The organism is Dysgonomonas mossii (genome assembly GCF_004569505.1).
Classification (GTDB): domain Bacteria; phylum Bacteroidota; class Bacteroidia; order Bacteroidales; family Dysgonomonadaceae; genus Dysgonomonas.
Genome location: NZ_SPPK01000073.1, coordinates 1 through 439, shown reverse-complemented (window position 1 = coordinate 439; position 439 = coordinate 1). Strand labels below are relative to the sequence as shown.

The window sequence follows — 439 nt, the reverse complement described above, 5'->3', positions numbered from 1 at the left end:
CCTCGGCACCCCGGGCTCTGCGCAAGAGCCACGCTCCCAGCAGACGTCCGGGGTGGCGGCCTTCCGTCCCCGCCTCACGCTGCGCACGCTGGGCCGTGGCGACGGGTTGCTGGGCATGCGCGCGCAAGGCGCCATCGGCCCGCGCGGCGGGCAGGTCACGCTGGCGCAGGTGGACTGGACCTACCAGCTGGACGATGGCACCCTCTGGAGCGCGCCCGCGCCCACCAGCGTCTTGAACACCCGCGCTCCCGCGCGCGTCGCCGTACCGGGCATGGCGGATGGCTGGCTGCACCGCGACGTGCGTGCCGAGGCGGATGCGGTCGACCTGCTGCGCGATACCGGCCTCGTGCCCATAGCGGCGGACCGCCTGCAGTGGCGCGCTCCGGGCGACGGCGCGGGCCTGATCGGCCACGCGCTCGCCGATGCGCCCTCCGGGCAG

The 439-nt window shown here is 76.1% G+C and carries 1 protein-coding gene; it reads left to right on the top strand.

Annotation, left to right across the window (positions count from 1 at the left end; all coding sequences use genetic code 11):
* Positions 1-52: 52 nt before the first annotated feature.
* Positions 53-439: hypothetical protein (locus tag E4T88_RS18950; RefSeq protein ID WP_221411822.1), on the top strand; the 387-nt coding region annotated here is incomplete at its 3' end.